Origin of the sequence: [Erwinia] mediterraneensis (assembly GCF_900604315.1) — a bacterium.
GTDB lineage: Bacteria > Pseudomonadota > Gammaproteobacteria > Enterobacterales > Enterobacteriaceae > Pantoea > Pantoea mediterraneensis_A.
Genome location: NZ_LR026979.1, coordinates 34076 through 50207, shown reverse-complemented (window position 1 = coordinate 50207; position 16132 = coordinate 34076). Strand labels below are relative to the sequence as shown.

General features: G+C 47.5%; 9 protein-coding genes. 3 read left to right on the top strand and 6 right to left on the bottom strand.

What is annotated here, in order from left to right; all coding sequences use genetic code 11:
• The first annotated feature begins 121 nt into the window (after positions 1 to 121).
• Positions 122 to 985, top strand: a complete 864-nt coding sequence (locus E0E17_RS18495) for an alpha/beta fold hydrolase (RefSeq protein WP_130835642.1) — start codon at positions 122 to 124, stop codon at positions 983 to 985.
• A gap of 439 nt (positions 986 to 1424) precedes the next feature.
• On the opposite strand, the gene E0E17_RS18490 is transcribed toward E0E17_RS18495, so the two are convergent.
• Positions 1425 to 2450, bottom strand: a complete 1026-nt coding sequence (locus tag E0E17_RS18490; protein WP_130835641.1) for a RepB family plasmid replication initiator protein — start codon at positions 2448 to 2450, stop codon at positions 1425 to 1427.
• Positions 2451 to 3458: 1008 nt separating this feature from the next.
• Positions 3459 to 3668 (bottom strand): hypothetical protein, encoded by a 210-nt coding sequence (locus tag E0E17_RS18485; protein ID WP_130835640.1) that lies wholly within the window; start codon positions 3666 to 3668, stop codon positions 3459 to 3461.
• A gap of 1019 nt (positions 3669 to 4687) precedes the next feature.
• On the opposite strand from E0E17_RS18485, the gene E0E17_RS18480 reads away from it, so the two are divergent.
• Positions 4688 to 5668, top strand: a complete 981-nt coding sequence (locus tag E0E17_RS18480) for a RepB family plasmid replication initiator protein (protein ID WP_130835743.1) — start codon at positions 4688 to 4690, stop codon at positions 5666 to 5668.
• A gap of 1006 nt (positions 5669 to 6674) precedes the next feature.
• Here the strand turns inward: E0E17_RS18480 and E0E17_RS18475 are convergent.
• From E0E17_RS18475 to bla, 4 genes are all read right to left on the bottom strand, one after another.
• Entirely contained in the window at positions 6675 to 6908 is a 234-nt protein-coding gene (locus E0E17_RS18475; RefSeq protein WP_130835639.1) for a plasmid partition protein ParG, read from the bottom strand.
• Between the two features lie 52 nt (positions 6909 to 6960).
• Positions 6961 to 7581: a ParA family partition ATPase gene (parA, locus tag E0E17_RS18470; RefSeq protein ID WP_130835638.1), complete on the bottom strand. Its 621-nt coding sequence runs from the start codon at positions 7579 to 7581 to the stop codon at positions 6961 to 6963.
• A gap of 2482 nt (positions 7582 to 10063) precedes the next feature.
• Positions 10064 to 11185 (bottom strand): lactonase family protein, encoded by a 1122-nt coding sequence (locus E0E17_RS18465; protein ID WP_130835637.1) that lies wholly within the window; start codon positions 11183 to 11185, stop codon positions 10064 to 10066.
• An 854-nt stretch (positions 11186 to 12039) separates the two neighbouring features.
• Positions 12040 to 12933, bottom strand: a complete 894-nt coding sequence (gene bla, locus E0E17_RS18460; RefSeq protein ID WP_237680841.1) for a class A beta-lactamase — start codon at positions 12931 to 12933, stop codon at positions 12040 to 12042.
• 651 nt (positions 12934 to 13584) lie between these two features.
• Here bla and E0E17_RS18455 point away from each other — a divergent pair.
• The gene (locus E0E17_RS18455) at positions 13585 to 16128 is read left to right on the top strand and encodes a putative bifunctional diguanylate cyclase/phosphodiesterase (RefSeq protein ID WP_272940802.1); all 2544 of its coding nucleotides are present in this window, start codon (positions 13585 to 13587) and stop codon (positions 16126 to 16128) included.
• Positions 16129 to 16132: the final 4 nt, after the last annotated feature.

The window sequence follows — 16132 nt, the reverse complement described above, 5'->3', positions numbered from 1 at the left end:
TTTCAGCCTACTTTGGCCAGTCATCTGGTAGCCGTACAGACGTTATATTGCCGCCCTGTGCAGGCGCAACTGCCTCTTCTCCCCTTATACTTTGAGTTCAGGCGGTAATCAGGAGAGGCTCATGTTTGACGGGTTCAGGCTGGAACAAGTGAAGCTTTCAGACGCAGTGCTGAATGTGCGTTATGGCGGCCAGGGTCCCCCTGTACTGCTACTGCATGGACATCCTCGTACGCATGTTACCTGGTCGAGAGTCGCTCCACTGCTGGCTACCTCGTTTACCGTTGTCTGCCCCGATCTTCGCGGTTTTGGCCTGTCGTCCAAACCGCCGGACCTGCCTGATCATGCCGGTTCTTCTAAGCGCGCTAAAGCGCAGGATTGTGTAGAGCTGATGCATTTTCTGGGCTTTGAACGGTTTGCGGTGGCCGGGCATGACAGGGGCGCATATACCGCTTACCGCGCAGCGCTGGATTATCCGCAGAAGATAACCCGTCTGGCCGTACTGGATTGCGTGCCTATCCTGGAGGCGCTTGAGCGTTGCAATGAACAGTTCGCACGGCTGTGGTATCACTGGTTTTTCTTTGCCCAGCCAGAAAAACCTGAACGGGCCATTCTGGCGGATCCTGATGCCTGGTACGGCTGCAGACCTGAAACCATGGGTGATGAGGAATATAACGCATTCCGCCAGGCTATACACGATCCTGATACCGTACATGGCATGCTTGAGGATTACCGGGCTGGTTTAACCATAGACCGTCGTCATGAAGCAGAAGATCGCGACCTGGGCCGGAAAATTGTGTGTCCACTCCTCTGCCTGTGGTCTGAACGGGATGATCTGGAGCAGTTATATGGTGATATCCCTGCTGTCTGGAAAAACTGGGCAGAGAATGTCAGGGGTAAGTCAATAAACAGCGGACATCATATGGCTGAAGAGGCGCCTGAAGCGCTGGCGCATGAGCTCAGACATTTCTTTTCAGACAACGGTTAATGTTCCGGTTTATGCCTCTTACTGGTCGTTTCTGCCTGATCGCCAGGACGTACAGCGCGTAGTGATAACCACTGTAGTGAGTGTCTGTCAGAAAATTAACCGCTACGGCGAGGAATAACCACTATTGCCAGTGCTATCCACTAAAGAGAGTGATAGCCACTGTAGTGAGTACCTACCGCTGCGCGAAATAAGTATCCACTGTAGAGAGTAATTACAGGGAAAATACACTGTCCGGACTAACCACTGTAGAGAGTAACTGCCATCTGGGGTCATGGGCTAAGACCGTCTGATGCACATGGTCTTCTCTTCTAACCACTATAGTGAGCCTGATCACTTATTACAGTGGATATTCTTCTCGCTTCAGTGGTTTCGTGGGACAGGAAAGATAAAAGCACTCACTACAGTGGATAGAAGAACGCAATATCTCTCACTACAGTGGTTATTTAAGTTTTCCTTTCCTGATCTTCTCCAGCAGTTCCAGTTCCTCCCGGGAAAGCATCACCATCTCGCCATTTTGTTCTTCAGAATCAATGGCATTATCGAGGTCATCATCGGGCAGATCCGGCAGACTGAGGGGAAGTTCTGCGGGTCGCAATTTGGGGCGCCGATAGTGAATAACAAAATAGACAATCTTGCCGCGTTTGATTTCCGTGTAGTCGAGATAACCAATCTCTTTTAACTGCTCCATCGCCTTTCTGACGGTGGCATTCTGCGTGATGGTACGCGAAGTCAGGTTGAGTCTGGCGCGCAGGCGCGCCATCGAGATAGGGGCTGGCGAGGGAGGAAGGCTTTCAATAAAGGTATAAAGTGCCTGAGCTGACTCCTTACGTGAAAGCTCATTAATCGCTCTCAGTTGCAGGAGCACTTTTTTATCAAACTGATAGAGCTCAAAAATTTTGGGATCGGCCTGCAGTGTGACGGTGTCATTTTTGGCGCTGTACTTCGCTGACTGCACAAGGTGCGTAACGTAATACTCACCCTCTTTGTTACTGAACGCGATGGTATTAGTCGCAATACGGGTCAGAGACGCATCCAGACGGCTTCTGAGCTTCGCAGAGGAGCGTACTGAGGGTATGCCGCAAAGTTTGGCAAAATCAATGAACGGCAGCGTGACGCTGTCTCCCAGCACTTTGTATTTCGCAAAGGCATGGATAATACCTACCCAGGTTTTGAAGTCATTATCCATGTCCAGACGAGCGCCAGTAATTTTAATGTTCTCGTAGCCTTCAGATTTGACGATCGACAACTGCTTCAGCTCATCCGTCACATCCATCGATGACATCTGGTTTTTTCTGCCGCGACTGGTGGACTTCAGTGTTGGCACAAACAGGCCAAGTCGCATCAATGCCACTGGCTGAACGGTATTGTTGCTGTTAGGCGTTAAGCTAACCACTTCACCTGTCTTTCTGTCTGTCTCGCTAAAAGCGTCAGCTATCATTTTGATTTCTTGCTCTTTTTCCGGCATTTAAGTATTCCGTGCACTGAACAAGCGATAATCGCCGTTACTGGTTACAGTGGATGTTATCACTCCCTTCAGCGGGCAGGCTACTCGCTATAGCGGTTTTTTACTCGCTATAGTGGTTAGGCTGCTCACTACAGTGGTTACTCAACAGCGGAGAAGCCATGCAGCGCAAGGGCCGACGGGGTACGAAGAGCTGCAGACTCGTTCAGGTTCTTCTTATGAACTTGTAATGAACCGCGCAAGGGAGAAAGCTCCTCAGAATCAATCTGTTCAGCCAGTGGAAAAGCTGTGTCTGTTCTGCCCGGATAACATGGCTTATCAGCCAGTTAGCCCGTGTTATCAGGTCTGCAGACCCGGCCGGGTAAAAAAGTTAATCACACCCTGAAACCGCGTCTTCTCACTACAGTGGTTTTATATCTCTCGCCAGCGTGGTTAACCGTACTCACCACAGCGGTTATTACACTCGCTATAGCGGTTGTTTCTCTCTCCACAGTGGATAACGATCCCTGATCAGGCCAGATACAGCAAGGGATTGCCGGGTGCGGGGATCTTTTAAGGATCTATTAAATGATCTCTCTGGGATCGAACCATTGGATCTGGCCTGTGAATAACGGGGAAAAGCCTCTGCGGAAAGCCACGAGAAACAGGTTCCCTGCCCTGCCAGAAATCAGGCTGAGCTGTGTGCCATACCTGCAACCACTACAAAACAGGCACGGTGACAACAACAAATAACGGGAAAGGGATTAAGTGACGGCATGATGTTGTTCAGCCAGTGAACCGAAGTTATGGATAAAGCTGTATCATTTTTAACAGTTTTTTATATAAAAATTTTTATTATTTCTGGTTAAATATAAAATTTGCTATTTATTTGATAAATTTTATTTTCATAATTAATAGTCAATTGTCAAAACATAACCGATAGACAGGAAAAACTGCTTTAAACAGCTCATCAGTAAATATTTGAAAGGACAAGGTGATAAACAAAAAGGCCGCCTGTAAGGCGGCCAGATTTCAGTTAAAAAGTTGAAGATTTTCCAGTATATAACCATGGAGCTGCGCATGAGTAAGATAGGTAACACCCAGACTGGCCTTGAGTTCAGGCCCCAGCTTACGTAGCGTGGCCCGATTGGCTGCTGACTGCTGTTTTCCTGCCTTACGTAAATGGTAGTCCATCTCATAATCTTCAGAAAAATTGACATATTCATGATCACTTAATGACATTTAACCTTCCTTAGTCAGATACACTTTATTAAACACCACAGCTCTTATAAAATTTATCCACAAAGACATCAATTATTTCGGTACTGTTTTGTTAACTGCAACTCATTTTTATTAATCCTGCTTTGTCGTGTAATTTTCGGAACAACAGAGTAATTTATATCCGATCTTAGTCAGGAGGCCATCAAGCATTAATACTTTCTGCATGCACTTTCGTACGCTGATTCATATATTCCTCAGATAAGCGGACGTAAAATTTTATCATTAAGCCAGATTTCCTGATCAGATACTCTTTGCGCACATGCTGTGGTGATGAACTCGCAGGCTTGTATGCAGGCAGTTATGCTTTGCTGATGGAACGGACCTCCCTTTCCGCTGTTAACAGGAGCACTTTGACAGGTAACAGTGCGATGAACTTGCTACAGCCCACTTACCAGCGCAGAGCCAGACTTATGGTTTGACAGAAAAAAGTACCAGCTCATAGCTTAATGAGTTGATTTTTTGGCATTCAGTCTGACCGCTACATCGCTGCTAAAAAGTTCTTCAGTTGCTTTACTTATCCACCGCTCAGATCCTAATAAGCCGATCCTTATATGATCCCTGTTAGATCCTAAAGAGATCCCCGATCGCTGTAACCCGCGCCAGCTCTGGCCTGAAAGGGTGATCATATAAGCTGTAATAAGTAAAACATAAACTGCAGTCAGCTTAATATAAGCTATAAGTGGTAATATCTAAGCTGTAATCAGTTAAAGAGATAAGCTATAGTGAGTAAACAGCATGTTTGCTCACTTTTCCTGTGGGCAATTTTTGCCTTGCTTTTCAATCCGTCAGTGGATTTTTGTTTGTTTTACCTGCTGTTATCACGTTTTATCCACAGGGTTGCTGTTTATGGCGCAAAGGGCCGTTAAGCCCGGTAAATGGGTATTTTTGTAATCAAATTAACTGTTTATATAGATTATGAGTGAGATCCGGAGCCTGATTTGGATAACGAAAGCATAGATCTTGATAACCTGTTTCAGGAAATGGACAAATCCACTGGCGAGTTAGTTACGCTCACCCCAAATGCGAACAATACCGTACAACCCGTCGCATTAATGAGACTGGGTGTGTTTGTTCCTACATTAAAGTCCCTGAAAAACAGTAAAAAGAATACCATGTCCGTCACAGACGCGACTGAAGAGCTGTCTCGCCTGTCGCTGGCTAAGGCTGAAGGCTTCGATAAAGTCGAAATCGTCGGCCCGCGTCTGGATATGGATAATGATTTTAAAACCTGGGTAGGGATCATTCACTCCTTTGCCAAACATAAAGTCATTGGTGACAAGGTTCAGCTCCCCTTTGTGGAGTTCGCCAAGCTATGCGGCATTCCCTCTAACCGCTCTTCAAAGAAGCTCCGGGAACGCATCAGCCCGTCTCTCAAACGTATTGCGGGGACAGTTATCTCTTTCACAGCGAATACCAAAGAGCATTCAAAAGAGTATGTTACCCATCTCGTCCAGTCAGCGTATTATGATACAGCAAAAGATATTGTGATCCTGCAGGCGGATCCCCGCTTATTCGAGCTCTATCAGTTTGATCGTAAAGTGCTTTTACAGCTGAAGGCGATCAACGTTCTGAAGCGCCGCGAGTCGGCACAGGCAATTTATACTTTCATTGAAAGCTTACCCAAAAATCCGGCTCCCATATCACTTGCCAGGCTGCGCGCCAGGTTAAACCTGAAATCTCCGGTCTTTTCGCAGAACCAGACCGTGCGTCGCGCGATGGAGCAGCTGAAAGAGATCGGCTATCTGGACTATACCGAGGTGCAGAGAGGGCGTGCGGTCTTTTTTAACGTGCATTATCGCCGACCAAAACTGAAAGCGCCGAAGAATGAGAGCGAAGAAGTTATTCCAACCACTACCCCTGCCACAGGTAAAGCAGATCCTGAATTAACCAGAAAATTACAGATGCTTGAGAAGCTTGGTATCACCATGGATGATCTGGAAAAGCTCTTTAAGATGAAGTAAGCGCATAAGCTGTAGTGAGTAGTGGAGTAAACGACACCGTCTTTCCCGTTAAAATGCCCACTACAGCTTATATAGTCTGCGGTGAGTCACTCTTTCTCTGCTCTGAGCCCCAGCTCATGCCTTTTCTGCAGTCAGGGTACATATTAGTTCGGGTCCGTAAGTTTTCGCTTTTCTCTCATAAACATAATCAAATGAGGGCTATCTAGCTCTCGGGTTGTCAGCCAACAAGAACAGATGCTACATAAGCTGTAGTGAGTAACGTACTCACTACAGCTTATACCTGTGACAGAATCTGTTTCTCACAAGTGTACCTGATGCAGAGTTATTCTCTGATGGTGAAGGCCCCGAAAGCGCAGGCTTTGTCAGACAGAAGCAGCGGCGGCCGGACAGGTACGCTGTTTGTACTTAAGCCCTTATGTTACAGGCCTGTCTGTCGCTAATATACCCGGTTGCACTCATCCTGCGGAACCTGCCTCACTTACTACAGCTTATGTACGTACCCCGGATAGCTGTCTACTCACTATAGTTTATGACATAAGCTGCAGTGAGTAGCATAAGCTATAGGGAGTCATCTGCTCTCTATAGCTTATGTTGAAACCATCCTTTCTTATCTACCTTAAATGGCATAACAAACATGCAGTTTGCCTGCACAGGCTGTGATTGCAGGTAACACTTCATTTTTAAGCGATGACTGTTGAAAGAAGCTAAGCAGTAATGCTGCTTTGCATCGGCAGCAGTCAGACGGCTTACAAAACGGGCGAAAGGGGAAACCGGTTATTTTGTTGCTCTGCCCGCCTCGGACAGAAAACTGAGGGTTGGCTATGCGGCGGGCAGTTACAGACAATTGCTATTATGTTTTAACGGTAATGGCTCGGGCTTTATCCCCGACAGTGAGAACCCTGCTTTTGTGTCAGGACGCCGCCCTCCCCCATCAGAAAAGCGAAACCGTCAGTTGCTGTCTGTATAACGCTTTTATCTGGCGATGGCTTACTGGACAAATACCGGTTCAGTCATTTTTCTTCAGCCAGTCGTCAACAAGTTCTTTAATCACATCTGAGATGGATATTCCCTTCCTGGCGCAGGCAACTTTGAAACGCTGATGCATCTCTTCATCAAAATTGACGTTCACCCGCTTTGTCTTACCTGATGTGGCTGCCTGAGCAGGGATTACCCGATCCAAATCCCGGTTTTCGCCAAACTGCATCTTTTTAACACCAGCATGCTGTTTTTCCAGTGCCATTGTTTCTCTCTCCGTAAAATAAGCTCAAAGAAGTTTATGAGTAAATGAGTTTTTACTTAAATGAACTTATGATTTCGTTTGCCAGCACTTCGATTTCACCCTTCGCAGAACTGTCTGAGCTTTCGAATACGCTATTGCCATCAAGGATAGATTTTACATACACCTGACGCTGCGTAATGGCCGTCCTGAGCAATTTCACGCCCGTGTCTTTGATACTTTCTTTCAGGACATTGAGCATCAGTGCCTGATCGATTTTGCGGGTAATAAGAAAACGCGACTCTACCTTGCGGTTATAGGCCTGAGCTTCCAGCACAGTTACCACACTGCCAGCTGCTGAAAAATCTAGCGGGCTGGGAGTCACAGGAATAATAACCAGGTCACTTACCATTACTGCGGCAGAGGTAATAACGGAAAGAGAACCGGCACCATCCACGATGACAAAATCGTAGTCGCCCAGTCCCTTACGGATTTCATAAACATCTTTTTCTGAAGCTGCGGTAAAAACATCAAAGGCGGCTTTGCCTGACTTACTCCAGTTAGTGAGACTCATTTGAGGGTCAGTATCGACCACGGCGATACTTTTTCCACTTCGGGCCAGACTGGTGCTGATATTGATGACCGCTGTGGTTTTACCTGAACCGCCTTTTGGATTCAGAAAAGAGATCACTTTCATACTCATACCCTCAAATGTGTATAAACTCATTATCTTTTTGTTTGTATGTGTATGATAAAACAAGTCAGCCAGTGAGTAAAAACATATATCATTATATACTCACATGAGTGTATACACATTTAAGCTCGACCGCAGAGGTGTTGAGCATGTTGAAGTTACTATTTATAGCCAGAATGCTTTCACTCAGATATTGGTACTCACATGAGTTTTGGTGTAAATGAGTGAGTATTTGATTGCTTTAGCGACCGGAACCACTGCCAGAGGATTGCTCAGCTTTTCTCATCAATCTAATGTACCTGCTGACGACAGATATATGCCTTTCTGTGTCATGATGCTTTGGCGCTGTTTTCAACAGCGCGGTGGTTCTACGGACGATGGCCTGAGGGGGTTATGATCTACTGGCAATAAAGTGTGAAAGGATAAGAGTAAATCAGTAAATGAGTGAATGAGTGAATGAGTGAATGAGTGAATGAGTACATTCTGGTGCTCCTGTCTCTTGGTTTTCAACAGCGTCCCTGCGGCCTTTAACCTCAGTAGTAAGCAAGGATTACAAAGCAGGCTGCAAATGTTTTGAATGGTCATCGGCCGTAACGGCAACTTTGTCCGGGTATCAGAACTCCTCTTTGTGTAAATGTGTTTTTGCTTATTTGAGTTTTGGGCATCAGCTGCATGAGTGCCTGAGGTTAAGTGTAAATGAGTAAGTGAGTAAAAACGCTTATTCCTTCTGTCCACTTCAACAGGCTACTGGTGTTACAGTGATCAAACCCAGCGCATCGCTATTACCTTATACCGATCAGAAAGTTTGTTTTAATCTCGTACAGCCGATGAATTGACTCGCCCTTTTCACGAGAAAATTAAAGTAGGGCATGTGACTGAAAAGTTTTAGTGTCTGTGGTGTATATGTGCGTAAATGCAAACACTCAAACACTCAAACACTCAAACACTCAAACACTCAAATATTCAAACACTCAAATATTCAAACACTTAAACACTTAAGTGGGTAAGCAGGCTAACCTCCAGTCTGAGGAGGTCTCTGATAAAAGAATAAATGAGTAAAAGGGTATTTGTGCGCTTTGCCTTTGTGTTTTACTTGTTATGCAGTCAATAATCCGCGTCAAAAAAGAGCTGGAACTAAAATATACTCATTTGAGTGAAGCTGCCTCAACTCAAATGAGGTTGCACGCTGGCTGACCGTCTGAAAATTCATGCGAATCTTCAGAACCTGTGTTGTAGCTCAAATGTGTTTTTGAGTAAATGCGCCTGCAGCCCCATAGCGGCTATGGTTAAAGAAAGTATCTGCTCTGTTCGGGGCTGTCAGTTTGGGCCCTGAATGGTACATATTGTTTACACAAAAACGTTTATGAGTAAATGAGTTGAGCGCTGGGCTGCCTGTCCCTGAAGCCCGCCGGAGTGCGTTAAATCTGGATGACAAAAGTATATGTGTTTTTGCGCAATTATGTTTGTGAGATTCGGAAGCAGCCTGACTTTGTAAAAAGACATTCAGACTCAGAAAATGAGTAATTTTTCATTTACTCATTTGAGCTTGCCGGGGAAGTCCGGTTAGCAGAAACAACCCCACACACTACTTACTCAGATGAGTTAATGAGTATTATTACAGGCTGAGGTATAGCGGAAATCGCTGCACCGATTTGTTTTAAATCGATGGGTGCAAAAGCTGAAATTCAATGACTCATTTTTATGAGTGAAAGAGTAAATGCGTGGATAAGTTTATGAGTAGACGAGCATAGCAGTTTTTGAGTATGTGAGTAAATGAGTGATTCGGCAGTGAAAGCATTGGGTGCCGCGAGTCATTATAAAAGCCAGGTAGGGAGTCAGGGTACTGCTACCAGGTACCGTGACAGCGATAAAGGGTGCTCTGGCTGACAGTGAAATGAGTATGGGGATTCACCCGAAATATTATGTAGGTTTCGGTGCCCTCAGGGCGTTAGCTCCAGACTGATGCTGATGCACGAAAAATCACTTTTGTGACATCGTCAAAACCCGAGGTTCAGGGACTGGAAATTTCGAAGAGGCAACTGCTACCAAAAATGCATGAGATGGGCAGGGGACAGCTGGTGCCATTCCGACACCTTTAATAACTCATTTGGTTATTTGAGTTTTTGAGTAATTGGGTTTATGAGTATGGCAATGCAGAGCACAGTTGTAGTAATGAAAAGACAGAGCACCCCTGTTCCTGGCTGCGGTGAAAAAGAGAAAACTGAAATAAGGAGAAAGATTACACGAGTCCAGGTGAAGAAATCGTCCCGCAATGAGCGTTGTTGTTAAATCCCGGTTTACTACACCAGAGCGACCACTCTAACCTGGCACAGAAATACGCAGACTGAACAGGGGAGAATGCGCTGAGAGACAGCAGAGCCGGTATCCGAATTGAAGCGCGAACAGCAGAAATGCTGCCAGCACTTCTGCTCTCTATGCTGGCAGGAAACTCTCCGCGCCTCAGCTTCTGAGAAAATGCCGCTTATCAGTAACTGACCAACGTTACCCAGTTTGCGCCTGGGCCAATCGGGGCTTCACCGGCAAGCTTCAGTGTGCCGCTTTGCGTGTCGATAGCATAGCTGCCGATCGTACGACTCTTCTCACCGCTGACGATTAACCAGCGGCTATCAGCAGTAACATTAATGCCGCGCGGTTGCTTTTCTACTGGCCAGCTGTCGATAAGCGTCAGGTTGCCATCCTTCTCATTAACGCGATAACCTGTGACCGTACTGCTGGTGCGCTCTGTGACATACAGAAATTTGCTATCTGGCGTGATTTTAATATCGGCTGCCCAGATGCGTGGCGTCGGATCGTTGGAACCTGCCTGGCGTTCACGACCTGGCTGAAGGTTATACTTTTTCGCTACGGCGCAGGGCCATTCTGCTACTTTCTCCAGAGCGCCATCATCGTGGCGACGGAACTGTGTAATAATGCCGCCCATCTCTCCGATGTTATAAAGGAAGCGATTGTCCGGAGAGATCACTGAATGACGGGCTCCATTACCCGCTTCCGTTTGCGCATAGCCACTTCCCACTGGCGTCAGGCTACCTTCTGAACCGAGATTCAGCTGCAGTACGCGATCGGTTCCCAGTACACCCACATAGAGGGAATGACCTGTCGTATCGGTAATCACTGAATGAGCGGCATGGCCTGTCTGATATGCCGCCACCTGCGGTGAGGTCACCTGACCTTTGCTGTCGAGGCGGTAAACGTGCGCCACTCCGCCATCATAAGAGGCTGCCAGCAGAAAACGCCCCTGTTTGTCCGTACTGATATAAGGATAACTGGCGGCGGCCGCAACTTCCGATGCGTTTGTCAGGGCGCCGGTTTTCGCATTGATATTCCAGCTCACCAGACGCAGGGGCTGACTACGGATAGCCGCGTAAAGGTGTCGCTGGTCGGCGCTGAGCGCCATAGGCATGACTTTGCCGTCCGCCGGTGTTTTACCCAACAGTTTCAGCGCGCCTGTTTTCTCATTCAGTGTATAGCGGGCAACGTTACCGCTGTTTGCTTCTGATACATAAACAAAGGTCTGGGCACTGAGCGGTTCTGCAAAAGTCAGACCCAACAGCAGGACGCTATGCGCAGGGCGCAATAAGCTTTTCATGATATTTCTCCGTTACTAAAGCATGCCGGCAATAAAGAAAAAGTGCATAGCGTCCGGCACTGCGCCACTGCGATCTCAGCTTTAACAGGTGAGCGATGATCCGCCATACATTTTATTCCGGTATAGGTTACAGATACGCAGCGCAGCAGGTAATGTGGGCCTGCCAGAGGCGAGTTGGGCATTGAAAAAAAGAGTTAGTTTTATCAATGGATTGCGGGTTCTACCCGCTAACGGGGTGAATGGAAACCGTGATCTGTATCACCTGATGGATAAACAACCTTTAGTGATTTTTGGGTTGCCGCTTAAACCTGTCAGGAAAAGAAACGGGACAGCATTTGGGCTTGGAAATGCATAGATGACGCGCGGATTAACATTTTCCCTGCAGCAATGTGAACAAGATCATACTTTGACAGGTATGACCTATTGATTCAATAGGTAAGATTTTAGGGCCACTTTTTATTTTGTGACTACGCTTATTTGGCTGAATGTTTTTGAGAATAAAAAAATGCCAAAATATTATTACGTTACGAAATTGTCACGACACACCAGCAGCTGTCGTATCCATTCGGAAGAGTGTGCCTGCCTGCCAGAAAGAAGAAGGCGTGAGTTTCTGGGGACGTTTTATCACGAGCGCGACGCGGTAAGAGTATCGCGGGCAAGGCATCCGGCCGCTGCTCCCTGCCCGGAATGTTTTGACGATCCGAGAAAATATTTAAGGCAACTGTAACCGCCTCGTCGTAGCGATTTTCTGCGGGTCAGGAGTATCACCGCTCGGGTAGTGATTTAAAGCATTAAGCATGTCGTTCTGCCGCCTTGTCTGCGAGTCCTGACGGGCAAGGCGGCAGAATAACACATCAATTCTTTTTCGCTTCTGTTGCTGCAAATATTGTTTTACCGATTCTGGCAATGGCTGCATTACTTTGTGCCATCGTTGCTTCTGTTTGCGTAATATAAACAACAACGATCAAAGGCTCTCGTTTCTCCGGCCAGACAACACTGATAATTGAACGGGAGCCGTAAGCGCCTGCGCCGCTTTTATCGGCAATTTTCCAGTGCGGCGGCAGTACAGAACGCAGCAGTGCATCAGCGACCTTGTCATCGAACATCCATTGCAGCAGTTGCTGGCGTGAAGCTGGCTGAAGCACCTTACCGAGAGTCAGGGCATATAAGGTCTGGCTGATAGCCACCGGCGTCGTGGTATCCCGTAGGTCACCAGGCTGAGATGTATTTAATTCGGGTTCAAAGCGATCGCTACGGGTAATGTTATCGCCGATTGCCGCTAAAAAGTGGTTCACGGCAGGTGGCCCGCCCACGCTTTTTGCTATAAGGTTCGCGGCGGTATTGTCACTGTATGCGACCGCTGCCTGGCATACTTCCTGCCAGTTCATGGTCCGGGGGGCGACAAATTTTTCGGTGACAGGAGAGTAGTCGACAAGCGTCTCTTTTTTAAACCGGATGCTGTCTGTCAGCGACAACTCTCCCGCATCAACCTTGCTTAATAACAGGCCGCACAGTAAGGGTTTATGTGTGCTGTTCAGCGGGAATCGCTCATGGCCACGATAGCTCAGGGTCTGACCACTGGCCGTATCCATAACGGCTACACCAATACGCGCCTTCAGCGCTTTTTCTTCCTGTAAGACAACAGCTTTAAGCAGTGCATTGTCCAGGGTCTCAGCGCCAGTTGCGCAAGCAGCAATCAGCAAGCAGGTGATAAACATCATTACGTTTACAGTGCGTTTAGCGATCATATTCCGGCTCAGGTTGATACAAAGAGCTGTGAATATATCAGGCTGTGCAGTTATCGTGCATTCAGATGACGATTTTGTGAAACGGGTTTCTCTGACCAGACATCACGGCGACGAAAATGGCTAAAACTGATTTGTGTTAAATTAAGTTTCGGGCGCTGTCTCGCTATTAACCTGAAGTATATGAAAGGTATTTTCCGCGCTTGCTTTCTTATCTTTTCATCGCGCAAACCAACGCTCTGTCTCACAGGGAAGATGAAACGTTTTCCTGCATCCCCTTTAAACAGGCAGTTTCTGCTTTTTTACTGACTGCGTTTTGTTTATCCGTTTTGCTTAAATAATGCTGCAGATAAACACGTATAAAGTCCTGCTTAACCTGTTTGTAAAAAAATATCGCGATGTTGATGATTATTTTGATAAGAAGTCATGAACTGGGCTGCTTTATTGCTGGCGGGTAAAAAACTTGACCCGCAAAAGAATTAGCTGTCTAATCAAACACTAATTGATAATAACTGCGCTCTATCAACATTAATTGTTATATACACGACTATTACAAGCAGATTACTCTTATATAATGTCAAAAGGGACGCGATTTTACTACACAAGGTTTTACGAAACTGAATCCCGCCTTTGCAACGCCCCGGAACTTAAAGAATGAAAGAATCAATTCTCAGGAAAACGTTTGGGTTTCCGGAGAGCGAGTACCGAAGCACCACAAAAGTCGTAAAGCGTGCCCTGTGGTGCATGACCGCTTTACTGGCTTTGTTGTTAATTACCACCATCATTGCACTGACAGCGCTTGCCAAAAATCTTAATCAGACTTCTGCGCAGGAAAATCATCAGCTCTTGCAAAAAGCGCTGGATGACCGTATGCATCGACTGGTCTGGCAGGTCAAAAATGAAGCTGTCCAGAATGAGATAGTCAGTCTGGTGTCAGATAAGGCCGCTGCGCAGCATCTGCGGGCGGTCCGGGACCTTTTACGCGCTGATGCTGATGGCCCGGAAGGCCTTTTTGTTACAGATGAGCAGGGACACACGCTTTATGGGTTGAGCGAGGGCCAGCCTGCCAGCCAGTCACTGCAGCAGTGGCTGGGTAGTGGAGATTTTAACGCCAGCCAGCAGGGGTTAACCCGTACGTTAATAGCAGTAAACGGTTATCCGGCGCTGGTGGCGTCACTCTCTTTCTCTGCGGAACGTGAGGGAATACCGGGCCCTACTTTGCACCTGGTAATGGTAGACAAAATCGGGCCGGCAGAGCTACGCCAGACAGGCGAAGCCTATGGTATACGGCAACTTAGCGTCGTGCCCGCACACCATCAGGCGCATCAGGCAACCTTTACACTTCCTCTGCACAACGGAACGCTCATGCTGCAGTGGGAAAATCACAGGCCAGGGGATAAAATTTTACTTTATATCCTGCCGTTACTGATTGTTCCGGGTCTGTTCACCGCGATTCTCGCGCTCTATCTGATGCGTAGCGCACTCAGTAAAGCGCGGTTGTATGATGTTCTGGAGCAGAATCGCCTTGCACTGAGCGTCAGTGAACGCCGTTTCCGTGATGTGGCGGAAGCGACCTCAGACTGGATCTGGGAAATTGATCGTGATCTGAATATTACCTGGCTTTCAGAACGTTTCCCCGGCATTACCGGCCACCGCATCTCCGCCTGGCTTGGCAAACCGATCACCGGATTTATCAAAACGGAAAAACACTCTCTCGAAACCTGGATCACTGAAACGGGATCGGCGGGGCATCGTCGTCTGCTGCATTGTCACTATTTTTCCGCACAGGGCCACCTGCGTTACTGCCATATTGCGCTGAAACCCATTGACACGGAAGAAGGCGTTACCGGTTACCGGGGAACGGCAACAGATGTGACGCTGGAGGTTGAAGCCCAGGCGCGCGTACAATATTTGTCACTGCACGATGAACTGACCGGTTTACCAAACCGCACCCGGATGCGTGAATTCCTGGATGGTAAGCTGCAGGCGCTGCCTGACACTAATCATCCTCTGGCGATGATCAGCCTGGGACTGGATAAATTTAAGCCGGTGAACGATCTTTTTGGCCATACGGCAGGGGATGCCGTGCTGCATGAAGTCTCGACGCGCTTACGCCGTTGTCTGCGTGATTATGATCTGGTCGCCCGCCAGGGGGGTGACGAATTTATTCTTATCATGCCGAGCATTGCCAGGCAGGAGGATATTGAAAAGCTTTGCGCGCGAATTCTGTCTGAGCTGCGACAACCCTTTTATATTCATGATCATGAAATGTTTATTGGTGCCAGTATGGGCATCGCTTTTGCCCCCCAGGATGCACTGGAAGCTGGCGAGTTGCTGCGATTATCCAATATCGCGCTTTACGAAGCCAAAAATGCCGGGCGCAACGGCTGGAAGTTTTATACGCCAGAAATGGAACAACATATTGTGCAGCGGCGGGAGATGGAAAACAGCCTGCGGGAAGCCATAAAACTGCAGCAGTTCCGTCTGGTCTATCAGCCTCGCTACAGTCTGGATACGGGTAAGATCGTGGCGGCAGAAGCGCTGATCCGCTGGCAACATCCGCACCTGGGCCTGATTATGCCCGATCAGTTTATTATGCTGGCTGAAGAGACGGGGCTGATTACATCCATCAGTGAATGGGTGTTGAAAAGCGCGTGTCATGATGCTGCACAGTGGCCCGACGGGCTTGCAGTTTCCGTGAATATTTCCGCCGTTGAATTTGAATCTGAAACTCTGCTGACGCGCGTGAAGGCCGCACTGGATGAATCCCGGCTGGCAGCAAATCGCCTCGAAATCGAAATCACGGAGAGTGCCGCTTTCAGACAGCCTAAACAGAGCCTGATATTAATGAAAGGATTGAAAAAGCTTGGCGTGCGCCTGCTGATGGATGATTTTGGCACTGGCTATTCCTCACTGAGCTATCTGCGCAATTATCCTTTTGATGGCATTAAGCTGGATAAAACTTTTATTGATGCCATGCCCGCCAGCGAAGATGCCAATGCTATTGTGGAAAATATCATCGGCCTCGGCAAAATTTTCTCCATGAGCATTACGGCTGAAGGGGTAGAAACCCAGGCGCAGCGGCAAAAACTCAAAGCGCTGGGATGCGATGAAATACAGGGATATCTGATGGGGCGACCGCTAGCGCTGGCGGAGTTCCGTAAGCAGCTGGCCTTGTCAGAAGGCGTATATGGCTGAAAAG

Bases quoted from the DNA above. Each gene is read 5' to 3' on its own strand.
- E0E17_RS18495 (WP_130835642.1), top strand. From the start codon at position 122: ATGTTTGACGGGTTCAGGCTGGAACAAGTGAAGCTTTCAGACGCAGTG.
- E0E17_RS18490 (WP_130835641.1), bottom strand. From the start codon at position 2,450: ATGCCGGAAAAAGAGCAAGAAATCAAAATGATAGCTGACGCTTTTAGC.
- E0E17_RS18485 (WP_130835640.1), bottom strand. From the start codon at position 3,668: ATGTCATTAAGTGATCATGAATATGTCAATTTTTCTGAAGATTATGAG.
- E0E17_RS18480 (WP_130835743.1), top strand. From the start codon at position 4,688: ATGGACAAATCCACTGGCGAGTTAGTTACGCTCACCCCAAATGCGAAC.
- E0E17_RS18475 (WP_130835639.1), bottom strand. From the start codon at position 6,908: ATGGCACTGGAAAAACAGCATGCTGGTGTTAAAAAGATGCAGTTTGGC.
- parA (WP_130835638.1), bottom strand. From the start codon at position 7,581: ATGAAAGTGATCTCTTTTCTGAATCCAAAAGGCGGTTCAGGTAAAACC.
- E0E17_RS18465 (WP_130835637.1), bottom strand. From the start codon at position 11,185: ATGAAAAGCTTATTGCGCCCTGCGCATAGCGTCCTGCTGTTGGGTCTG.
- bla (WP_237680841.1), bottom strand. From the start codon at position 12,933: ATGATCGCTAAACGCACTGTAAACGTAATGATGTTTATCACCTGCTTG.
- E0E17_RS18455 (WP_272940802.1), top strand. From the start codon at position 13,585: ATGAAAGAATCAATTCTCAGGAAAACGTTTGGGTTTCCGGAGAGCGAG.